Here is a 17,710-nt window from a genome sequence, read left to right as displayed (position 1 = left end):
CACGCGAACGGCGCATGTGAGTCCATCCAATCGTACTGACTGTGCGAGGTGGTCCACGCCCAGTTTCTGACCGAATCTGACGGCACATTGCGACCGTCTCGGTCTAGACCGTCCTGCGCATTATTCAGCCCGTCATCGCCTCGGGCCGCATCCTGCACCTCTGCACCGTATTTCATGATTGACCTGCTCCTTAGAGTTCGTTGGTTCATCCCTTCAACTGCCTCACGCGCACACTTCGTGCGGAAGAAAGTCTTCACATTCGCAATGTCGACGCCCGTGTTGTTCGACTTCACGCGCACCTTCAGGTTGTAATCGATGACACGTTTGACTGGCACCAAAATTTTCAAGAGCGTCCTCGAATCATGTTGGTGACAAGTTTGCTCACTACCGCTAGCGGAGGGAATTCCCCATTCGAAAACGGCGCGTTTCAACGCGTCTAACACTTTTGATTTCGATCGCCAGCGACAGAATCGTTAACCTAAAGCTAACAACGCGTTGCGGAATCACTAATTGGATGAACGATGTCGCCAGGGCACGCTGTTATGGATGACGGCGTGTCGCTTCATGCTGACAGTGGCACCGTTTTGCTCGATTGACTTTTCGAAATAGCGTCGCGCGGCAGCTTTGTCACGATGGGGGCGCAGCAGAAAATCCACCGTGTTAGCCTCCTTTCGTCGACTGCGCGGTACAAGTAATTCCACTAGCCGTGGACGTTGATATCCGTTTCATCCATTCGCCAGCTCCGACCGACGGCTTTCTCATGGCGGCGAAAGGCCTTTTGGTCGACCGGGGTTCCACGCTCCGCCATCGTCTCTTCCAGGTGTCAAAGGCTCAGCGGATACGCCACATAACAACGCGCGCACGTCAGAATCACGTCTGCTGCATTTGCGATGAACTCAATGCGTCCTCGTTTAGAGGTTCGGACCGGTCAAATACCTGCGCAGCCTTGTGACCGCAACCGCTCATCGATCCAACTCGTGTCGAGTCGCCCCTCCGCGATCTCGGCGAGCGTCTTTTCTTCGCCCGCGCTCTTCGTCTGAGCGGCGGCAAGAACCTGATCGACCCGATCAAATGGGATGCAGAGCAGGCCATCCGCGTCGCCGACTATGAGGTCACCGGGTTCGACGCACATCCCCCATACTGCAGCAGGGACATTAATCGCACCTGGGCCATCCTTGTAGGGGCCGCGGTGCGTTGCACCGGCCGCGAACACGGGCAGGCGATCTTGGTGAATGGATGGATACATCCCGAATTGCTCCATTGACGACGAAGCCGCCGATCCTCTCGTTGATATCGGCGTGCTCTCGCGATCGAACAAAACGGTCGAATGGGTTATCCAGGACGGGAAGGTTCAAAAGAGTCCCATTACGGACCAGTTTCAGTGACTGCGTAATTGGATGTGTTGACGCTCCTCGGCGACAGGGAAGTTTCAGTTGCATCGGATCCCGCACGCCCCCAATTCATTGTCCAGCACAGCGTCTTGGGGTTTTCACTAGCAGCTTGAGAAACGCCGCCATCGGGCAACCTTAGTGCCAGAATGTGCAGTTTTCCGGGATGGAGCGAAGGGTTTTCGCATCATTAGGCGCGGCCTAAACCCAACTTTCGCACAATCAAATTCCAGATGGTTTTTGGCTTCGGCAACCTCCACGTAACCTCGTGTTTTACGAGGCCCCACAGGAGACGATCGAAGCAAGCCCCGATCGTTTCCGCATCGAAAGCGTGCACTTGGAGATGGGAATGAACGGCCTGAAAAATTCAATGAACATAGTTGCGGGAATCGGGTTGGGCGGCCTTGCGTTGACCTGGTCAGTTGCCGCGTCTGCAAACCTCGTTGTAGGGGTTGCGGGTCCAATGACGGGCGAATATGCGTCGGGCGGCGAGCAGTTCCGGAAAGGCGCCGAGCAGGCTGTGAAGGACATCAATGCGGCCGGTGGCTTGCTTGGGCAGAAAGTGGATCTGGTCGTGGGCGACGATGTGTGTGATCCCAAGCAGGCTGTCTCGGTCGCCAACAGCTTCGTGAACAAGAAGGTTGCATTCGTCGACGGACACTGGTGCTCTAGTTCGACGTTGCCCGCATCGGATGTCTACAACGATGCTCAAATCCCTCAGGTGACAGTTTCGACTAACCCGAAAATCACCGAGCGCGGCATCAAAGGCATCTTCCGCATTACTGGCCGGGACGATCAACAAGGGCAGGTAGCGGGCGACTACATCGCCGCGAATTTCAAGGGGAAGAAGATCGCCGTCGTCGACGACAAGACTGCCTACGGCGGTGGTCTCGCTGACGAAATTGCCAAGGAACTTTCGGCAAAGCAGACCTCCGTCGTTCTGCGTCAATCGATCACGGCAGGCGAGAAGGACTACTCGGGCCTCGTTAGCAAGCTCAAGGCAAACGGCGTCGAGGTTCTTGCCTATGGTGGCTACTACCAGGAGGTCGCGCTGATTCTGCGGCAGGCGGCGCAGGCGGGCCTGAAGCTGACGCTGATCGGTGGCGATACCCTGACCAACAACGAATTGGTCAATGCTGCGGGACCCGAAATCAACAAGGTCATCTTCACCTTCCCGCCAGACCCGCGAAAGAACGCTGCTGCGGCAAAAGTCGTGGAAGCATTGCGCGCGCAAAAGATCGAACCGGAAGGCTACATGCTGTATTCGTACGCCGCCATGCAGGTCTTCGCCGACGCCGCGAAACGCGCGAACTCGACGGATTACGCGGCTGTCGTCAAACAACTGCACAACGCGAGCTTCAACACCGTCGTGGGTCCGGTCGACTTCGACGCGAAGGGCGATCTCAAAAGCCCTGGCTACGCCGTCTATCGATGGAAAGGCAACAACTACGAGTATGTGAATAAGTAGGCGCCTGGACTGGCATGAATTAAGGCGGTGCGTGTATGTTGCGCCGCCTCCGAACAAGCCTCACCGGAGTAGACATGAGCCAGGCGTTGCAACAACTGATTAACGGTATCACCCTGGGTGCCATCTATGGCTTGATTGCGATCGGCTATACGATGGTGTACGGCATCATCGGCATGATCAACTTTGCGCACGGCGACATCTATATGGTCAGCGCCTTCATCGCCGTGACCTGCTTCACACTGGTGGCGAGCTCCGGCATATCGTCGGTGGTCGCGAGTATCGCGATCACGCTTGTCGTTTGTATCGCACTCACAGCGGCATTTGGATGGACGGTCGAGCGGGTCGGCTATCGTCCGCTGCGCGGCTCGAGCCGTCTGGCACCGCTGATTTCATCTATCGGCATATCCATCTTCCTTCAGAACGCAGTGCAGATCACACAGGGTGCACGCGTAAAATCAATCCAGCCGCTGGTGACGGGTGGCGTGAACCTGATTGCCGAAGAAGGTCATCATGCCGCGTACGTTTCGTACACGCAAATTCTGATCGTCGCAGTAACGGTTTTGCTGATGTGCGGGTTCACCTTTTTTATCAACAAAACCCCGTTCGGCCGGCAACAGCGCGCGTGTGAACAGGACCAACGCATGATGCAGTTTCTCGGCTACAACGTCGACAGAATTATCGCGTTGACTTTCATGATCGGTGCGGGCCTGGCAGCGGTCGCTGGTGTGATGGTGACGCTCTACTACGGTGTAGTGGACTTCTCGATCGGCTTCCAGGCGGGCATCAAGGCGTTCACTGCCGCAGTCCTGGGCGGCATCGGTTCTCTGCCGGGAGCAATGCTTGGTGGCGTCATCATTGGACTCATCGAAGCATTCTGGGCGGCTTATCTTTCGCCCGAGTACAAAGACGTTGCAACGTTCGTCATCCTGATCATTGTTCTGATGTTTCGTCCCTCAGGTTTGCTTGGACGCCCGGAAGTGGAGAAAGTGTAATGAGCGCAACCATCATGAAAGAATCTGGCCTGTCACTGAGGGTACGCGATGCCCTCTGGGCATCCGTCATTGCCGGACTGATTGGTCTTCCGTTGCTTGGCCTCACGACACGGGATGGCATGCACGGATTACAGGTTGAGACTCGTTGGCCGCTGCTGGCAGCGTTTATCGCGATCGCATTTGCGGGACGGTTCGCCCTCCAGACCGTGATGCACCGGCTGAACCTTGTCCCGAAGCGACGGGCAGCGACACGTCCCGCTCCAAGTGTCGCGGGTAATGGTGCGCTCGCGTGGGTGGGCGCCGGATGTGTCGCGTTTGCCGTTTTGTTACCCGCACTGTTTGCAGGTAATAGATACGTGGTCGATACGGCTACTACGGTACTCATCTACGTGATGCTAGGCTGGGGATTAAACGTGGTCGTAGGTCTTGCCGGGCTGCTCGACTTGGGATATGTCGCCTTCTATGCCGTCGGTGCGTATACCTATGGGCTTCTGTCGACGCACTTCGGATTTGGCTTCTGGGAGGCCCTCCCGGTTGCTGGTGCCCTCGCTGCATTGTTCGGTATGGTACTTGGCTATCCGACCTTGCGGCTGCGTGGCGACTATCTGGCGATCGTCACGCTGGGTTTTGGGGAAATTATCCGTTTGGTGTTGGTGAATTGGGGCGATCTTACCGGCGGGCCAAACGGCATCTCGTCGATTCCGAAGCCAACGTTTTTCGGGTTGCCGATGGCCGCCTCCGCCGAGGGGGCGACCTTTTCGAGTGTGTTCGGAATCGATTACACCCCGGGACAGCGAGTCGTCTTTCTTTACTACCTCATCCTCGGACTGGCGCTTCTGACCAGCCTGCTTGTTAACCGACTTCGACGGTTGCCGGTCGGTCGAGCGTGGGAGGCCGTGCGCGAGGACGAGATCGCCTGCAAGGCGATGGGCATCAATGTGACCAACGTCAAGCTCTCAGCGTTCGCGACGGGCGCAATGCTTGCCGGATTCGCTGGCGTATTTTTCGCTGCGCGTCAGGGTTTTATTTCGCCGGAGAGCTTCACGTTTCCGGAGTCGGCCACCATTCTGGCCATCGTGGTACTCGGAGGTATGGGCAGCCAACTTGGCGTGGTGTTTGCCGCGACCGTCCTGGTGGTATTGCCCGAACTTGGACGTGACTTTTCAGAATACCGCATGCTCGCGTTCGGCGTGGCGATGGTGCTGATCATGATAGTGCGACCGGGCGGGCTGATTAGCCACCGTCGTGCCACCATCAACGTGCCGTCGGAGGTAAAACAATGACAATCGATCATCCTTTGCTTCGCGTTGAAGAACTGACCATGCAATTCGGCGGTTTGCGCGCAATCGAGAACCTTTCGATGCGCGCGCAAGCGGCTCAGGTCACGTCCGTGATCGGTCCGAACGGCGCGGGAAAGACAACCTTCTTTAACTGTCTGACCGGGTTTTATCGGCCAACACGGGGCGCGCTCACCTTGTCTCATCCGCGGCGTGGTGAACTGCGTCTGGATACGATGCGCAGCGTCAATGTGGCGCGCACTGCGCAGGTTGTCCGCACCTTCCAGAACATTCGTCTGTTTCCCCGTATGACGGTGCTCGAAAACCTTATGGTCGCGCAGCACAATACTTTGCAGGAGGCCTCACGTTTCTCGATCGCGGGCGCGCTCAACCTGGCATCGTACCGGCGTGCGAGTGAGCAGGCGATTGACAACGCCTTGACGTGGCTGGGGCGGCTCGGTGTACGGGACGTGGCCGAGAAGGCCGCCGGCGATATGCCCTACGGCGTGCAACGCCGGGTGGAGATTGCGCGTGCCATGTGTGCTGGACCAATCCTGCTTTGCCTTGATGAGCCTGCCGCTGGGCTGAATCCCCGTGAATCCGCGGAACTGACGGCGCTTCTCAGGTCGCTCGCAAAAGAGCAGGGCATCGGCATTCTTTTGATCGAGCATGACATGAGCGTTGTCATGAAGGTTTCCGACCACATCGTTGTTCTGAATCACGGGAAGAAGATCGCTGAAGGATGCCCGGCCGAGATCAAATCCAATCCGGACGTCATCAGTGCCTATCTTGGCGAAGACGATGATTCGTCATCGGACGAACCGATGTCCCATGAGAGGTCGGCTCATGCTTGAAATTCAGAATGTGAGCGCGCACTATCGAAGCGTTCAGGCGCTGCGCGGCGTTAACGTCCAGGTCAACGAAGGCGAAGTCGTTACCTTGATCGGTGCTAACGGCGCCGGAAAGTCAACGCTGATGAATTCGATCTTCGGTGTCCCGCGCGCGAGCGGTGGCCGGATCCTGTTCGAGGGGCAGGATATATCGAAGCTTCCATCGCATGCGATTGGGAGACTAGACATTGCGGTGGTGCCTGAAGGGCGTCGCATTTTCCAGCGGATGACTGTCCTCGAGAACTTGCTGATGGGTTGTACGGCGGATCGGCGGACGACTGCGAAGGATCTCGATGGGATGTACGAGATGTTTCCGATTCTGAAGAGCCGGGCCTCACAGCGCGCGGGAACCCTGTCGGGAGGCGAGCAGCAGATGCTGGCTATCGGACGGGCCCTCATGTCTCACCCGAGATTGCTGCTGCTTGACGAGCCGTCGCTCGGACTTGCCCCGCTCTTCATCCGCAAGATCTTCTCCGTGGTCAAAGAGTTGAACGAGCAGATGGGCATGACGATCCTGCTCGTTGAACAGAATGCACACCACGCATTGCGCGTAGCCCATCGCGGATATGTTCTCCAGCATGGGGAAATCGCGCTGGAGGGTTCGGGAAGCGAGTTGCTCGCCAACCCTGCGGTGCGCGCAGCCTATCTGGAAGGTGATACGGCTCAGCTGGACGCGGCCTGACCTCGCGGCATGGTAAATGCGGGTATCCGGCGGATATCCGCATCCTCATCGAAGCCTCATGCACGGCATGGCGAAAGCGTTGGGTGATGTCCCGTCAGCATGCGGTGGCCGATTGTGCAGAATACCGCACCACCAGCCTTGAACCGGTTCAAGCCGAAGAGCAGTGAACAGGGCAGAATGACGATCAAGAGGTGACGTCATCGCTGCGCGACAAGCTCGAAAAGCGGGGAGCCATCCTCGGCGAGAAACATGAAGAAAGACGAGCGTTAATGACTCGCCTCCAATACGAAGAAAGTCGGGAGTTATCGGATGAAAGTCCTCATCGTATTTGCACACCCCGAACCGAAGTCGTTCAACGGCGCGCTCAAGGACACCGCCGTCGCGACACTGGAGTCGCTCGGTCACGAAGTCCAGGTCAGTGATCTGTACAAGCTGAACTGGCGCGCGGAGCTGAACGTCGACGATTTCGTAGGCGAACGTTTGAACGACGACTTCCTCGACCTCTCGGTCGAACAGGAACACATGTTCACGACGTCGACACCGCCAACACCCGATGTTCACGCGGAACAGCAGAAGGTGCTTTGGTGCGACATGGTGATTTTTCAGTATCCGATGTGGTGGTTCGGCATGCCTGCCATCCTGAAGGGCTGGGTTGATCGCGTGATGACGCGCGGGTTCGCCTACGCCACGGGCCGCAAGTACGACACGGGGATGTTCAACGGTAAGAAAGCGATGATATCGACGACGACGGGCACCGCCTCCAGCTTGTATGAGCCCGACGGCGTCGATGGGGCGATCAATCACATTCTCTGGCCGATTCACAATGGTATCTTCCGCTACCTCGGTTTCGAGGTCCTGCCTCCGCACGTATCGTGGATGCCGTCGCGGGTGTCGGCGGACGAGCGTCAGGCATATCTCGACTCCTATGCGACGCGCCTTCATCAAATCGAGAACGCGGACCCACTGTTCTTCCACCCGTTCGCTGACTACGGTCCGGACCAACGTCTGAAGCCCGGTGTGATCGCCCGCTCGGGTTTTCAATGGAATCCTGGTGCAGGGCAGGCGCACGATGAAGCGGCTGACGAATTCACCCGCAAGTTCGCAAGCGCTGGCTGAACTGATCATCACGAGGCGATGCACGCGCTGCTCGCGCGTGCGACCGTTGTGGTTAAACGTAGGTGAGGTTGCGAATGAAAGACCTTGGCATTTTTCGGCAGTTGCACGATGTTTGCATCGTCGTGCGCGATATTGAGGATGCGGTGAAGTTTTATGAGTCCACCGGTGTGGGTCCGTGGAAAGATTTCCCGCCGATGGATGCCTATGAACTCAACGGCTATAACCGCGAAGCGTTCCTGCAGCTGCGCTACAAGTTTGCGACGTGCGACAACGTGCAAATTCAGCTGTGTCAACCGGGGCAGGGCGATACGCCGCAGCGTCGCTTCCTGGGCACGTGTGGTGAAGGTGTGTTCCATCTGGGATTCATGGTTGACGATGTTGATGCGGCCCAGCAGCAGGGTGTCGATGCAGGTCTACCCCTCCTTGGATCGGGGCGTCTTGACGATCGAAGCGGCTTTACCTACTTCAACACGGCCGAAAAAGGAGCAGGCGTAACGCTGGTGGTTCGCAAGGCAAGCGCTCAAGCGAATAAGGGCATTAAAGCCTAACAGCGCCATTACAGTGTAGTCCGCTGCTCAACGTAGCGAGCTGTCGTTCAAGACGAAGTTCGCACCCGCATGCGCCGGTACGCGTCCCCAGACTATCCGGGGCGCTCACTGCAACCGTCGTTTCCCCGGAGCACGACGGTGCAGCGCGCGCCGCCGCTCGTACAGACCGTGTTCGATGCTGGACGGGGTCCCCGGCGCTGGTAATGGATCTGTCGATATCGGCGGACGGATACACCGTTTCCGACTTCATCTCTTCAACTGATCGACCAGACCGTCATCGGGAATAGCTTGGAGGGAGAGGGTGGCCGCGCGGCCTGACCAGGGAGGCGCCAGACTGCAGTGCGAAAGCATCGTGCCGATCGACGGAAGGCTAGGTGCGCAGGGTTTGTCCTGAACAGGATCAGGAGCGCACGAAATGGTGTCAGTTAAAGAAATGTCGTAGTTAGATCTCAAGAAGCCACTTTTTTCCTTGTTCTCTTAACCCATGTTCACGTCAATCCGCGCCCGTATCGTCGCGCTTTGTGTCGTCATCGTAATTGCCTCATTGATGGCAAATGCAGGCCTTAATTACTATGTTGCCAACAGCTACAACCTTGATGCAGTTAGCCGTACGTTGGTCGCCGTCGAAGAAAGTCATACCAATGCCATCGCTGAGTGGGCGGCTATACACGGACAGATGATCGGATCTCTGCAAGATGCGGTGCTGCAATCCGATCCAGTCCCCGCGCTCAAGCATGTCGCAGCTGCGGGAGGGTTCACTAATGTCTACGTCGGTTATGCCAACAAGACAGCGAGGTTTTCGGATGCAGCAGGCGTTCCTGCCGATTACGATCCTACTGGCCGACCGTGGTACAAACAGGCTGCAGCGGCCGGCAGAGGAGTAGTCACGCCTCCGTATGTCGATGTTGTTACCGGCAAGCTCGTGGTGGCGTTCGCAGCCCCAGTGGTGCGTGACGGGGTCGTCAAGGCCGTCGTATCCGGTGATGTTGCAATGGACAGCGTGATCGCCAATGTGAAGGCCATTCGTCCGACACCTGGCAGTTTCGGCATGCTTGTGGACAGCAGCGGACAAATCATCGCGCATCCGGACGAGAAACTGACGTTGAAGCCACTTGCGGTTCTTACGCCCGATCTTACGCTCGAACGGATCGCAGAAGCCCTCAATGCAGCACTCCCAGTGGATGTAAAGATCGCCGGCAGCACGAAACTCGTGCGAGCGGAGGTGGTCCCTGGAACCGACTGGCGTATCGTGGTCGCACTCGACAAGTGGGATGCCACGTCGGGAATGCGATCGCTACTGCACGCATCAGTGATTGCGCTTATCGTGATTAGCTGCTTGGCGGCGGGCGTGGTCGCGGCGGTAACGGCAGCTTCGTTTCAACGTCTCGCCAAGGTGCGCAACGCGATGGAGGCAATAAGCGCAGGCGAAGGTGATCTTACACAGCGCTTGCCGGCAGATGGCGGTGACGAAGTAGCGCAGATTGCGCGTGCGTTCAATTCGTTCATGGACATGCTTCGTTGCGTGATGCTGGAGATTCGGGAAGCGAGTGAATCCGTACGAGTTGCATCAGATGAAATCGCTGCTGGCAACATAGATCTTTCGGGCCGCACAGAATCGGCAGCGGCGAGTCTCGAGCAGACGGCCGCGTCGATGGAAGAAATCACCGCCACCGTGGGACAATCTGCGAGTGCTGCGCGTGAGGCCGACACGACCGCCGCTTTTGCGTCGCGCGTGGCATCGCGCGGCGGCGAGGCGATCGCGGAAGTCGTGACGACAATGGGCGAGATCGAAAACGCCTCAGTGAAAATCGCGGACATCATCGGCGTTATCGACGGCATCGCGTTCCAGACTAATATCCTGGCTCTGAACGCTGCAGTCGAAGCGGCGCGCGCCGGCGAAGATGGACGTGGCTTTGCGGTCGTGGCCGGCGAAGTGCGCAGTCTCGCGCAGCGCAGCGCCCACGCGGCGCGTGAAATCAAGGACTTGATCGAGTCCACAGTCGCAAGTGTTCAATCCGGTTCGACGCAGGTGCGGCAAGCAGGCGAAACGATGAATGAGATCGTTGCGAATGTCTCGAGGGTTACGACAATCATCGCGGAGGTCACCCATGCAGCCGACGAGCAGACTCGTGGCATACAGGAAGTGAATCGCGCGGTGAGCCAGCTCGACGAGATGGTGCAGCAAAACGCTGCGCTCGTAGAGCAGTCGACGGCCGCTGCAAGTGCTCTTCGGGAACAGGCCGGCAGTCTCGCAACTTCAGTCAGCCAGTTCAAACTAGACTGACCGGATATGGCGCCAGGCGAACACTCAAGCGAACTAGAGCCTCAAGAACTAATTCCTTGCGGCCCGCACATAGACAAACAGGGTGATCGAAGTTTCGGTGGCCCGTTCCTAGGAGACTATGTTATGCGTCCGTCACACGTGACACCCCCTCGCTCAAACGCAATCGACAGTCGCGCGGCTGTGTCTTTCGGGAAAAAACTGAAGACTTGCTGTGCCGCCTTGTTCAACCCGCTGGCCGGAATCGAGCGTGAACTCTATGCGCCCAGCGGTGATTCAGCGGACCAGGCACGGATCGACCCCGCAATCCTGTTGCTTGCTACCTTGTGGTAAAGGCCTTGTTTGTCCGTATGCCGCATTCGTCGTGGTCCCCGGAATGGTCACGTCGCATGCGCGCCGCACCGCGCCTTGAAGAGGCGCTTAGCGTGAGGCACCTACATACTTGAACGTCCCTTGCGCAGTGGCAACGAGAAGCGTGTCATCAATCCACGCTTCGGCACGCGCAAAGAAAATCGATCGACCCTTTCGCTCCAGCTTGCCGATCGCCGTAACGGTCTGCCCGAGACCTTTGTCGAGGAAGTTCGTCGTGAGGGAAAGGGTGAAGGCATGCCGCGCGGCTTCCCCCGGCTCGGTGAAGAGTCCCGAGTAACCGGCGGCTGCGTCCAGCAGCGTGGCAATTGCTCCACCTTGAAGAACGCGTTGGCGATTGAGCTTGGTTGCATCGATCGGCATATCCAGCTCCGCGTAGCCTTCGCGCCAAACCGACAGGCGCACGCCTAGGTTTTCAAGGAACGGATTGTCGAGTGTGAACGCTTGCGCAAGAGGAGGGGGGGACATTTGGTCTATCGCGTTAGAAGCATGAAAGCAGCGCATTGCGCGGCATCTGATGCAGTATTGGTCCGAATGTAAAACGCCCCATTCATGTGAAGCGCGGGGGCGTTTTGGTGTAGATGTACTCAATGGCCGCTTCGCCGTTGAGCCTTTCGTTTATCGCATGACGAACGGATTTGCCGTCTTCACGCCCGTGTTGATCCACACGCTCTTGGTCTGCAGGTATTCGCGGATCGCGTCGATACCGTTCTCGCGCCCGAGCCCGGAGTCCTTGTAGCCACCGAAAGGGGACATGTAGCTTACGGCGCGATAGCTGTTGACCCAGACCATGCCGGCCTGGATTTTTTCCGCTACCCGGATGGATCGGCCGATGTCCTTGGTCCATACGCCGGAACCCAGGCCAAACCGCACATCGTTGGCGATGGCGACGGCTTCGTCTTCATCCTTGAACCGAATGATCGAAAGCACCGGACCGAATACTTCTTCCTGTGCGATTCGCATGCTGTTTTTCACGTCGCCGAAGATCGTCGGTTCGACGAACCAGCCGCGACCGCATTCAGGTGCTGTACCGGGTTTGCCACCGAGCAACAGCGTTGCCCCATCCTCCTTCGCGGTCTCGATATAAGACAGGACCTTCTGATATTGCGGGCGCGTCGTCACCGGGCCGACCTGTGTGTCCATTTTCGATGGATCGCCCATTTTCGCTGTGCGCGCAAGTGTCAGAAGGCGATCGACGAAGGTATCGTAGATGCTGTCCTGCAATAGCAGTCGTGAGCCCGCGATGCACGTCTGACCGGTCGCTGCGAAAATGCCCGATACGGCGCCGTTCACGGCGTCTTCAAGGTCCGCGTCCTCGAACACGATGTTCGGCGACTTGCCACCCAGTTCGAGACTGACATGTTTGAACTGGCGCGCGGCGGCCTCGTTAATGGCGCGTCCTGTCGAGTCTGCGCCCGTGAACGTGATCTTCTTGACGAGCGGATGCTCAACGAGCGGAGAGCCGACATCCTTGCCGAACCCGGTGACGACATTGACGACGCCAGGCGGAAAGCCGGCTTCGGTGAACAGCTTTGCGAACTCGATTGTGGATGCCGAAGTGAATTCCGACGGCTTGATGACGACAGTGCAGCCCGCAGCCAGAGCGGGAGCAATCTTCCAGGTCGCGAGGAGCAGGGGCGAGTTCCACGGCGTTATCGCGGCTACCACGCCGAGCGGCTCATTGCGGGTGAAATTGAAGTACCCCTTCTTGTCGAGCGGGATGACCGCGCCCTGAATCTTGTCCGCAAGACCGCCAAAGTAGTAATACCACTGCGGGAGATATTGACATTGCCCGTACATCTCGGCCATCAGCTTGCCGTTGTCCTGCACTTCCAGCTCCGCTAGCCGCTTGGCGTCCCGTGCGATAAGGTCGCCCACACGGTGCAGCAGGAGACCACGCTGGCTTGGCGTCATCTCCGCCCACGGCCCAGTCGTGAACGCTGCATGAGCCGCCTCCACTGCGCGGTTCACGTCGGCGGTAGTGCCCTTGGCAATCCTCGCCCATGCTTCGCCTGTGAACGGATTTTCGGTATCGAACCATTCGCCCGAGGAGGCGGACACAGACTCGCCGTTAATATACATCTCGAATTGCTGCATGAGTAAACGCTCCACTTATGTCAGGCCGCGACAGGCACGCGCCGCTGCGATTCAGCGAGGATTTCCTGAGCCTTCAGGATGACGGGCCGATCGACCATACGGCCATCGACAGCGACAGCCGCACCATGCGACGCGGCTGCCGCAGCGACTACTTTCGTGGCCCATTCCACGTCCTTTGCTGTCGGGACAAAGGCCGCGTTGACAGCTGCGACCTGTTTGGGATGAATGCAAAGCTTGGCCCCAAATCCCAACCGCCGGGCGCGCAGTGTGTCGCGTTCGATTTGCGCTGTGTCGTCGAGGGTGATGCTGACGCCGTCAACCGGCGCCAGAAGGTTGCCGATTCGCGAGGCCAGCACGATTTGCGATCTGAAATACAACAGTTGCTCATCGTCGCCGTCGATGCCCAGATCCAGCTGGAAGTCGACGTTGCCAAATACGAGTCGAGTCGTCAGGCGATGTTGGGCGATTGCGGCGACGTTCCGAAACCCTTGGGCCGTCTCGATCATCGGCAGGATGTCCGTCGGCTTGCCGGCGAATTCACACAGGAAGATATCGTCGATTCGTTCTGTTTTTGGCAACATCACGGCCTTTACGGAGGGCGCGCGGCACACGCCGATATCGTCGCGAAACCACTCGCTGTTGACGTCGTTCACACGCACGGTAATCGGTGTGTCATTTGCGGAAAGCCACTCTGATAGCGCAGCGCGAGCGACTTTCTTTTCTTCGGGAGGAACAGCGTCTTCCAGATCGATGACAACCACATCGACGCCCGACGCGGCCGCCTTGGCGAACCGGTCCGGCCGGTTGCCCGGAACGAAAAGATATGAGCGGGGGGCGAGGTCAGCCATGTTATGACTCCAGTGTGACTTCAGGAAGCAGCCGCGGAACGACGGGGTAATCTGCAAGAGACCATACTGACGCAATCGCATGCTGGATTTCATCCTCGGCGGCTGCGTTACCGTAGAGACCCAGCGTCGTGGTTTTATGCTCGAGCTCGGCGCGCGACAGCGTATTGCCAGGATCGCCTTTCGGGTCGTCGATCCGGCCAGTGAATGTCTGTCCGTCCTTTGTCTGCACGGTGATCTTGCCGATCCAGCGCGTAGGGTAGGCCGCGTCGACTTCGGGATCGAGCACCATGGAAACCTTGTCGCGGAACCGCGCGATACGGCTTTCCTTGTAGTGTGCGTCGAACTCGCGAACGCCTGCGTGACCGTATTCGGCGGCCAGTGCAAGGACGGTGCCCATCGAGAACTTTGCCTGGTGAATAGTCTTCGGATCCGTGACCGGTCCGAGAACGTCGATCGCGGCCTGGTGCACATGCGTGACGACCGTGTCGATGTCACCAGGAGAAAGCTTCTCGCGCCTCAACACATCGAGAAGAGCGTCCGCGGCGGGATGAGTGTGCCGGCAGGAAGCGTGGAACTTGAACGACGTTTCGACGAGCGCCCAACGTTCGCCCAGACGGTCGACAAGTTTCTGTGGGTGCGTCTGCGCCGACATACCGGCGCCCATACCCTTGACGCCTTCCAGAATGTCCTCCGCGCCGGTGAATCCGTCCGCTGCAAGGTAGGCTGCAAGCAGCCCGTTCGCCGCGGCTTTCGCGGTGTGCAACTGCTTGGAATCTGCCGCATCGCGCAGAAATTCCCACAATCCGGCCGCTTGTGTGCCCGCCGAACCGAAGGCATGAAGCATCTGCACCTCGTCGAGACGAAGCAGGCTGCCGACGGCGGCTGCGGCGGCCAATGTGCCGACCGTGCCGGTCGTGTGAAAAATCTTGTAGTGCGATCGGCCGAGAAACTCGCCGATCCGGATGCCAACTTCATAGCCGGCGACTGAGGCCGCGATGAATTCCTTGCCACTGCGTCCCAGCGCCTGAGCCGCAGCCCATGCTGCGGGAAAAACAACCGTGGCCGGATGCAGCACCGAACTGTTGTGCAGGTCATCCTGTTCTGCGAGGTGCGACGCGGCGGCGTTTACCATGGCCGCAAACAGCGGGCTTGTAGTCCGACGCGATATGAGGATTTCGCAGGGGCCCGACTGCGGGCCAAAATCCAGCGCGAGTTTCTGGATCGATTCCACCGGGCGCGCGCCGCGTCCCGCCAACGCTGCGCCGAACCAATCCAGGAAAAGGTCTTCGGTGCGTCGTACGACTTCGGTGGGAATCTGTTCGTATTTCAGGTTGGCCGCGAACGCAGCCAGGATTTCGGTATTGGTCATGTCATGGTTCCGGACGAGATGATGTCATCAAATAACAGCCGCATTGCGTAGGTCACGGATCATTTCAGGCATATAGCCCATTTCCAGGAGGAGCGCTTCCGTGTGTTGACCGAGAGACGGAACGGCTTCCAGTTGCATTTCTTCGACATGAGCGATGCCCGGTGGCAGCAGCGCCGGGACATCACCGGTCGGCGTTCCGACGGTCGTCCAGCGTCCTCGTGCTTTCAGCTGTTCATGCGACCACACGTCTTCCATCGTATTCATTCGCGCATTGGCAATCTGCGCAGTGTCGAGTCGACGGATCACTTCCTCTGATGACAGCTCACTGAACGCGGCGCAGATGATGTCTCGCAACTCGTCTCGCGCCGCTGCGCGCTTCGAGTTCGAGCTAAAGCGCGAGTCAGTTGCGAGTTCAGGCGCGAGCAGTACCTTCGAACAGAACGTGGCCCATTCACGTTCGTTTTGCAGGCCGAGCATTACCGTCTTGCCGTCGCCCGCCGGGAAGGGGCCATAGGGATAGATAGTCGCGTGAGCTGCGCCGGCACGAGGGGGCGGAGACGCTCCGTCGAAGGCGTAGTAGAGGGGATACGTCATCCATTCCACCATGCTTTCGAGCATCGAAACGTCAATCTCGCGCCCAAGTCCCGTCTTTGCGCGTTGTAGCAACGCCGAGAGAATGTTGGTGTACGCGTACATGCCTGCGGCAATGTCTGCAATCGAGCAACCCGCCTTCGCGGGCGAGTCGGGCCCGCCGGTGATCGACAAGAAACCTGATTCGCTCTGGATGAGCAAGTCATACGCCTTTTTGTCTCGGTAGGGGCCGTCCGATCCGTATCCGGAAATGTTGCAGACGATCAGCTTTGGATACTTTAGGTGCAGTGCTTCGAAAGACAGGCCCAATCGGGCTGCGGCACCGGGGGCCAGATTCTGCACAAGCACATCGGCGTCCCTGAGCAGGCCGTCAAGGATGGCCTCAGCCTGCGGTGCTTTGACATCGAGAGAGAGGCTCTCCTTTGAACGATTGCACCAGACAAAATGGGAGGCCAGCCCGTTCACCCTTTCGTCGTATGCGCGCGCGAAGTCACCCACTCCCGGACGCTCAACCTTGATTACCCGCGCGCCGAGGTCGGCGAGCTGGCGCGTACAGAACGGCGCTGCGATTGCGTGTTCAAGCGTGATGACCTTGACCCCGTCCAGCGGTTTCATGAGTGCCTCCTTAGAATGAACGCGGCAGCCCCAGCAGATGCTCGGCCACATACGAGAGAATCAGGTTGGTCGAGATCGGCGCGACCTGGTAAAGACGGGTTTCGCGGAACTTGCGTTCCACGTCGTACTCGTTGGCGAAGCCGAACCCGCCGTGGAACTGAAGGCACGCGTTGGCGGCTTCCCAGGAAGCATCTGCGGCGAGCAACTTCGCCATATTGGCTTGCGCGCCGGCCGGCTGTTTCGCATCGAACAGCTCGCATGCCTTGTAGCGCATGAGGCTCGCGGCTTCGACGTTGATGAATGCGCGGGCGATCGGGAACTGCACACCCTGGTTCTGTCCGATTGGCCGGCCGAACACGACGCGCTCCTTGACGTAGGCGCTCACCTTGTCGAGGAACCAGTACCCATCGCCGATGCATTCGGCGGCGATCAGCGTGCGCTCGGCATTGAGGCCGTCAAGAATGTACTTGAAGCCTTTGCCTTCCTCGCCGATGAGGTTGTCCGCAGGAATCTCAAGATTGTCGAAGAACAGTTCGTTGGTCTCGTGATTGACCATGTTCGGGATGGGCCGCACAGTCATCCCATGTCCCACTGCCTCGCGCAGATCGACCAGAAAGATGGACATGCCTTCAGACTTCTTTGCAACCTTGTCGACGTGTGTGGTCCGTGCCAGCAGGATCATCAGATCGGAGTGTTGAACCCTCGAGATCCAGACCTTCTGCCCGTTGATGACGTACCGGTCACCCTTGCGGACCGCAGTTGTCTTCAGCTTCGTCGTATCGGTGCCCGTCGTCGGCTCGGTGACGCCCATCGACTGAAGTCGAAGCTTGCCGCTGGCGATCTGCGGCAGATAGTGGTCTTTTTGTTCCTTCGAACCGTGCCGCAGCAAGGTGCCCATGTTGTACATCTGTCCATGGCAAGCACCCGAATTGCCGCCGCTGCGATTGATTTCTTCCATGATGACCGACGCCTCAGTCAAGCCGAGTCCCGATCCGCCGTATTCTTGCGGGATCAACGCGGCCAGCCAGCCAGCGTCCGTCAGTGCCTGGACGAACGTCTCCGGATAGGCTCGCTCTTCGTCGGTCTTCCGGAAATACTCGGGCGGAAAATTCGAGCAAAGGTCGCGGACGGCTTCACGAATGTCCTGGTATGCGTCAATGGTGTGCGTCACTTTGTGTC

General features: G+C 58.4%; 15 protein-coding genes and 2 pseudogenes. 8 read left to right on the top strand and 9 right to left on the bottom strand.

Annotated elements, in window-relative coordinates; translation table 11 throughout:
- Positions 1-251 precede the first annotated feature (251 nt).
- The 3 genes and pseudogenes from G3N95_RS24095 to G3N95_RS40620 all read right to left on the bottom strand — a co-directional run.
- A pseudogene (locus G3N95_RS24095) lies at positions 252-347 on the bottom strand (electron transfer flavoprotein subunit beta/FixA family protein); the annotation flags it as partial.
- A gap of 210 nt (positions 348-557) precedes the next feature.
- A pseudogene (locus G3N95_RS24090) lies at positions 558-901 on the bottom strand (DDE-type integrase/transposase/recombinase); the annotation flags it as partial.
- Between the two features lie 27 nt (positions 902-928).
- On the bottom strand, positions 929-1,246 hold the full coding sequence (locus tag G3N95_RS40620; RefSeq protein ID WP_241018866.1) for a hypothetical protein: 318 nt from the start codon (positions 1,244-1,246) through the stop codon (positions 929-931).
- 491 nt (positions 1,247-1,737) lie between these two features.
- Here G3N95_RS40620 and G3N95_RS24080 point away from each other — a divergent pair, with 491 nt between their 5' ends.
- From G3N95_RS24080 to G3N95_RS24045, 8 genes are all read left to right on the top strand, one after another.
- The gene (locus G3N95_RS24080; protein WP_205972580.1) at positions 1,738-2,856 is read left to right on the top strand and encodes a branched-chain amino acid ABC transporter substrate-binding protein; all 1,119 of its coding nucleotides are present in this window, start codon (positions 1,738-1,740) and stop codon (positions 2,854-2,856) included.
- Positions 2,857-2,930: 74 nt separating this feature from the next.
- The gene (locus G3N95_RS24075) at positions 2,931-3,848 is read left to right on the top strand and encodes a branched-chain amino acid ABC transporter permease LivH (protein ID WP_205972579.1); all 918 of its coding nucleotides are present in this window, start codon (positions 2,931-2,933) and stop codon (positions 3,846-3,848) included.
- Positions 3,848-5,131 (top strand): high-affinity branched-chain amino acid ABC transporter permease LivM, encoded by a 1,284-nt coding sequence (gene livM, locus G3N95_RS24070; protein WP_205972578.1) that lies wholly within the window; start codon positions 3,848-3,850, stop codon positions 5,129-5,131. The genes G3N95_RS24075 and livM overlap by 1 nt, the downstream gene beginning before the upstream one ends.
- Positions 5,128-5,979: an ATP-binding cassette domain-containing protein gene (locus G3N95_RS24065; protein WP_241018864.1), complete on the top strand. Its 852-nt coding sequence runs from the start codon at positions 5,128-5,130 to the stop codon at positions 5,977-5,979. The genes livM and G3N95_RS24065 overlap by 4 nt, the downstream gene beginning before the upstream one ends.
- Entirely contained in the window at positions 5,972-6,697 is a 726-nt protein-coding gene (locus G3N95_RS24060) for an ABC transporter ATP-binding protein (RefSeq protein ID WP_205972577.1), read from the top strand. The genes G3N95_RS24065 and G3N95_RS24060 overlap by 8 nt, the downstream gene beginning before the upstream one ends.
- A gap of 309 nt (positions 6,698-7,006) precedes the next feature.
- On the top strand, positions 7,007-7,813 hold the full coding sequence (locus tag G3N95_RS24055) for an NAD(P)H-dependent oxidoreductase (protein WP_205972576.1): 807 nt from the start codon (positions 7,007-7,009) through the stop codon (positions 7,811-7,813).
- A 74-nt stretch (positions 7,814-7,887) separates the two neighbouring features.
- Complete coding sequence (locus tag G3N95_RS24050; RefSeq protein ID WP_205972575.1) at positions 7,888-8,361, top strand: VOC family protein; 474 nt, start codon at positions 7,888-7,890, stop codon at positions 8,359-8,361.
- 484 nt (positions 8,362-8,845) lie between these two features.
- Positions 8,846-10,645 carry a methyl-accepting chemotaxis protein gene (locus tag G3N95_RS24045; RefSeq protein WP_205972574.1) on the top strand — a complete coding sequence of 600 codons (1,800 nt, stop codon included), beginning with the start codon at positions 8,846-8,848 and terminating at the stop codon, positions 10,643-10,645.
- A 417-nt stretch (positions 10,646-11,062) separates the two neighbouring features.
- On the opposite strand, the gene G3N95_RS24040 is transcribed toward G3N95_RS24045, so the two are convergent.
- The 6 genes from G3N95_RS24040 to G3N95_RS24015 all read right to left on the bottom strand — a co-directional run bounded on the left by G3N95_RS24040 (position 11,063) and on the right by G3N95_RS24015 (position 17,702).
- Positions 11,063-11,479 carry a PaaI family thioesterase gene (locus tag G3N95_RS24040; RefSeq protein WP_205972573.1) on the bottom strand — a complete coding sequence of 139 codons (417 nt, stop codon included), beginning with the start codon at positions 11,477-11,479 and terminating at the stop codon, positions 11,063-11,065.
- Between the two features lie 150 nt (positions 11,480-11,629).
- A complete protein-coding gene (locus tag G3N95_RS24035) occupies positions 11,630-13,108 on the bottom strand; it encodes an aldehyde dehydrogenase (RefSeq protein ID WP_205972572.1) in 1,479 nt (492 codons plus the stop codon).
- Positions 13,109-13,128: 20 nt separating this feature from the next.
- Positions 13,129-13,956, bottom strand: coding sequence for a CoA ester lyase (locus G3N95_RS24030; RefSeq protein ID WP_205972571.1), 828 nt, complete (start codon positions 13,954-13,956; stop codon positions 13,129-13,131).
- A 1-nt stretch (position 13,957) separates the two neighbouring features.
- The gene (locus tag G3N95_RS24025; RefSeq protein WP_205972570.1) at positions 13,958-15,325 is read right to left on the bottom strand and encodes an MmgE/PrpD family protein; all 1,368 of its coding nucleotides are present in this window, start codon (positions 15,323-15,325) and stop codon (positions 13,958-13,960) included.
- 27 nt (positions 15,326-15,352) lie between these two features.
- Complete coding sequence (locus G3N95_RS24020) at positions 15,353-16,531, bottom strand: CaiB/BaiF CoA-transferase family protein (RefSeq protein ID WP_205972569.1); 1,179 nt, start codon at positions 16,529-16,531, stop codon at positions 15,353-15,355.
- Positions 16,532-16,541: 10 nt separating this feature from the next.
- Positions 16,542-17,702, bottom strand: a complete 1,161-nt coding sequence (locus G3N95_RS24015; RefSeq protein WP_205972568.1) for an acyl-CoA dehydrogenase family protein — start codon at positions 17,700-17,702, stop codon at positions 16,542-16,544.
- Positions 17,703-17,710: the final 8 nt, after the last annotated feature.

The sequence above is a fragment of the Paraburkholderia sp. Tr-20389 genome (assembly GCF_017104565.1).
Classification (GTDB): Bacteria; Pseudomonadota; Gammaproteobacteria; order Burkholderiales; family Burkholderiaceae; genus Paraburkholderia.
The sequence above is the reverse complement of the archived record's forward strand: the minus strand, read 5'-3'. Positions and strand labels throughout refer to the sequence as shown.

Bases quoted from the DNA above. Each gene is read 5' to 3' on its own strand.
- G3N95_RS40620 (WP_241018866.1), bottom strand. From the start codon at position 1,246: ATGTATCCATCCATTCACCAAGATCGCCTGCCCGTGTTCGCGGCCGGT.
- G3N95_RS24080 (WP_205972580.1), top strand. From the start codon at position 1,738: ATGAACGGCCTGAAAAATTCAATGAACATAGTTGCGGGAATCGGGTTG.
- G3N95_RS24075 (WP_205972579.1), top strand. From the start codon at position 2,931: ATGAGCCAGGCGTTGCAACAACTGATTAACGGTATCACCCTGGGTGCC.
- livM (WP_205972578.1), top strand. From the start codon at position 3,848: ATGAGCGCAACCATCATGAAAGAATCTGGCCTGTCACTGAGGGTACGC.
- G3N95_RS24065 (WP_241018864.1), top strand. From the start codon at position 5,128: ATGACAATCGATCATCCTTTGCTTCGCGTTGAAGAACTGACCATGCAA.
- G3N95_RS24060 (WP_205972577.1), top strand. From the start codon at position 5,972: ATGCTTGAAATTCAGAATGTGAGCGCGCACTATCGAAGCGTTCAGGCG.
- G3N95_RS24055 (WP_205972576.1), top strand. From the start codon at position 7,007: ATGAAAGTCCTCATCGTATTTGCACACCCCGAACCGAAGTCGTTCAAC.
- G3N95_RS24050 (WP_205972575.1), top strand. From the start codon at position 7,888: ATGAAAGACCTTGGCATTTTTCGGCAGTTGCACGATGTTTGCATCGTC.
- G3N95_RS24045 (WP_205972574.1), top strand. From the start codon at position 8,846: ATGTTCACGTCAATCCGCGCCCGTATCGTCGCGCTTTGTGTCGTCATC.
- G3N95_RS24040 (WP_205972573.1), bottom strand. From the start codon at position 11,479: ATGTCCCCCCCTCCTCTTGCGCAAGCGTTCACACTCGACAATCCGTTC.
- G3N95_RS24035 (WP_205972572.1), bottom strand. From the start codon at position 13,108: ATGCAGCAATTCGAGATGTATATTAACGGCGAGTCTGTGTCCGCCTCC.
- G3N95_RS24030 (WP_205972571.1), bottom strand. From the start codon at position 13,956: ATGGCTGACCTCGCCCCCCGCTCATATCTTTTCGTTCCGGGCAACCGG.
- G3N95_RS24025 (WP_205972570.1), bottom strand. From the start codon at position 15,325: ATGACCAATACCGAAATCCTGGCTGCGTTCGCGGCCAACCTGAAATAC.
- G3N95_RS24020 (WP_205972569.1), bottom strand. From the start codon at position 16,531: ATGAAACCGCTGGACGGGGTCAAGGTCATCACGCTTGAACACGCAATC.